The sequence below is a fragment of the Luteibacter sp. P4_D7_3 genome (assembly GCF_056401735.1).
Map to the genome: position 1 here is coordinate 1 of NZ_JBFUIT010000408.1, position 2,981 is coordinate 2,981.

Below are 2,981 nucleotides of genomic sequence, written 5' to 3' on the forward strand. Positions count from 1 at the left end.
CTATCGTCGTGGGCCACCGAGTGACGGGTTGGACCGTCAGGAATGGGTTCGGACTGTACATGTTCGTGGAGGCGATAAAGATGATCGCCGCCGGCACGCAGAAGTCATGCAACTTACCCCTGACGAGCACGAGTCGTCCCGATCTCCTTTCTGTCGATCGGCTCGTCGAACAAGCCGTCACGTTGACTGTCCGGCCACAGGCGACAAAGCCTCTGGAGATTTTCAACTGCTCAGGCGGCGGTGGCATGTCGATGGGTGAGGTCGTGACGGAAATCGGACGGTTGTGCGGCGTCGCGATCCGTTTTTCTCCGCCGGAGACTGAGCTGGAAAAAGTCGTGGTGGCCGGTATGGAGCCGCGAATGCCTTTCGCAAACACGGACTGGCAGTTTAGTCGGTCGAAGCTTGACCAGGCGATGGGCGATCGTCACGGGGACCTGCCCCTGAGTCTGGAAGAGCTCCGTCGGATCGTAAGCTGGTACCTGGCGGCGCCCTGAAAGCTCGACCCGAACGGCCCGGCGCACGGGACGACCGTTTTGCCGCAGCGGCGTGGAATGCCCGCAATCGTGTGTCTAGGCTGCAAGCTCCACTATCAAGGACACTCGGTATGCTTGCTCGTAGCTACGTAATGCTCGCCATCTCACTCTGTGCGACCCCATGCGCTCACGCTGCGACATCCGCTTCCTCGACGACAACATCGGAAATCAAACAGCTTGTCGATACATTCAAGGCTGCGATCATTGCGAGGGACGGCGCAAAGCTCGACACGCTCTTCGTTCCGGAGAACACCAGCTGGTTCTCTGGTCTCGATCAAGCGTCGCTCGAGAAGACGCGCATGAAGAGACCCGATGCCAAACGCGTCCGGCCTGAACCAGGCGCCTATAAGGGTTTCACGAAGTTTGTCGGCAGCACCAGCCATGCCATCGAAGAGAAGTTCGACAATGTTCGGATCGATACCGATGGCATCGTCGGCTCTGTGTACTTCGACTACGTCTTCCTGCTCGACGGCAAGCCGACCAATCACGGCAACGAAACCTGGCAGGTGGTTCGTACCGACGACGGCTGGAAGATCAACGCGATGCTTTATTCGGTGATCCTGGATGCCGCGAAATGACCAGGTGTGCGCTGTTCTTTTGCGGGGCGCTTGTCATCGCGGCAACGCCTTCGTACGCCGCTTGCCTCGCACCTGGCGTCGAGCCGACCCCGTCCGCCGTGGTCGATGCGCAGTTCGCGTACTACAACGCGCATAACGTCGAGGCGTTCGCCAGTTGTTACGCGGAAAACGTCGAGATGGTGTACCTCGATGCTTCGCATCCGGTGATCCGGGGCAGGGCGGAAATCCTCGAGGGATTCGCCTTTCTCCGGACCATGCCAAAGGAGATGGGTGTGCGGATCGTGCGCCGCACCCTGACCGGCCCTACCGTGATCGACAAGGAGCATGTGATTGGCTTGCCCTCGGGAAAGCGCGCGCCGGATCTGGCGGCGATTTACGAGGTGCGTGAGGGCCAGATCGTGAAGGTCTGGTTTCCGCCAAGCCACTGAGACGCGGGAAATCGGGCAGGGTCAGAAACTTGCCCGATATACCTCGGGTATGGCTGCCGCTCTGTCCACATCCGTGAGACGCGCCCGGCCTAACCTCGGCCCATGGCGATGGTTCACTGGGTCCAGATGGGGGAACGGCAGTACGCGATCCTGGAAGGGACGTCGCGGGCGTTTGCCCGCGTCAGCCCGCAGGACGGCAACTGGGTCGTCCGCTGGCGCTATGGGCCGCGGCGCGGGCAGGGCACCACCTTGAAGGGCGTCTCGCTCATGCAGCGCATGGTGATGCGTTGGGCGGAACACAATGAGGCGCGGCTGCGAAAGCTCATCCCGGCAGCCGGACGGCCCTACGAGCCACCTTCGGCGCTCGAACGCTACTTCTACGATGCGATCTGGCCGGGCTACGTACCGGCGTCGCGTTGCCCTCGGCGCGCGGGACGGGAGCATTACTGAAGGCCGACGACACGCCCCCATTGACCCGGGGGCTGTCCTCCCACACATAGGGTGCATCACTTAACCGTCTCCTTATCAGGTGGCAGCCCCATGTCTCCCGACCACTTTGTCCAGGCCATCCAGAACGCCGTGGTCCGCGACAATCTCGCGGTCTACAACGAGATGTTCCGCACCACGCCCGTAGACCGGGCGGTGGATCCGCTGTGGATTCGTGCGCTCACCATGTTCAATACGCTCGACGACGAGGGCAAGGACACCCTTATCGAAGTGATCGCCAACGTCATGGTCGACACCACCGCGAACATCCTCGGCATCGTCGATGGATGCTGTCCGGTCTCGGGCGTCGACGGCGATGTAACGCTTTCCGTTGGCGGCCAGGTCATCGGCGGCGAACTCCAGGAACTCTTCCTCGAATTGAACGAAACGGGCTGACGCACCCGCGCGACACTGGCACACTCGGCCTTCGCTCCATGCAAGGCTGTCCATGCGTTCCCATGCCCTCAAGGCGGTGACGATCGCGCTGATTTCGGCGCTGTTCTTCACGCTCACCTATGTCCTCAATCGTGCCGTCGTCAGTGGCGGCGGGCATTGGCAGTGGGCGGTGATCCTTCGTTACCTGCTGACCTTGCCGTTGCTGGCGGTGGTGCTGCCGTTCCAGGGTGGTCTGGGCGCCTTGCCGCACGAGTTGCGCGCGCACACGCGCCAGTGGCTGACGTGGAGCAGCGTGGGCTTCGTGTTGTTCGGGGTGCCGCTGACCTGGGCGGCGAGTAGCGGGCCGTCGTGGCTCGTCGCCGGTAGTTTCCAGACCACGGTACTGGCGGGGCCCATGTTGGCGCCCTTCATTTATCGCGATGCACGGGCACGCTGGCACGTTGCTGCGCTGTCGATCGGCGTGCTGATCGTTGCCGGCGTGATGTTGCTGCAGTTCGGGCACTCGCACGGGGCACTCGATGCGTCGGCGTGGCTTGCGGTGGGCGCCGTGGTTTTTGCCG

The 2,981-nt window shown here is 62.3% G+C and carries 6 protein-coding genes; all 6 read left to right on the forward strand.

Translation table 11 applies throughout. From position 1 onward, the window contains the following. Positions 1–494 (forward strand): hypothetical protein (locus AC1DSN_RS20705; RefSeq protein ID WP_477332586.1); only part of this gene is annotated, 494 nt, incomplete at its 5' end. Between the two features lie 338 nt (positions 495–832). Continuing rightward, positions 833–1,111 carry a hypothetical protein gene (locus AC1DSN_RS20710; RefSeq protein ID WP_477296689.1) on the forward strand — a complete coding sequence of 93 codons (279 nt, stop codon included), beginning with the start codon at positions 833–835 and terminating at the stop codon, positions 1,109–1,111. After that, complete coding sequence (locus tag AC1DSN_RS20715; protein WP_477296687.1) at positions 1,108–1,539, forward strand: nuclear transport factor 2 family protein; 432 nt, start codon at positions 1,108–1,110, stop codon at positions 1,537–1,539. Before AC1DSN_RS20710 ends, AC1DSN_RS20715 begins: the two co-directional genes overlap by 4 nt. A 108-nt stretch (positions 1,540–1,647) precedes the next feature. Next, complete coding sequence (locus tag AC1DSN_RS20720; RefSeq protein ID WP_477296685.1) at positions 1,648–1,989, forward strand: hypothetical protein; 342 nt, start codon at positions 1,648–1,650, stop codon at positions 1,987–1,989. Between the two features lie 90 nt (positions 1,990–2,079). Next, entirely contained in the window at positions 2,080–2,421 is a 342-nt protein-coding gene (locus tag AC1DSN_RS20725) for a hypothetical protein (RefSeq protein ID WP_063574097.1), read from the forward strand. 52 nt (positions 2,422–2,473) lie between these two features. Next, positions 2,474–2,981, forward strand: a 508-nt coding sequence (locus AC1DSN_RS20730; RefSeq protein WP_477332588.1) for a multidrug resistance efflux transporter family protein, incomplete at its 3' end; no start/stop codon positions are given.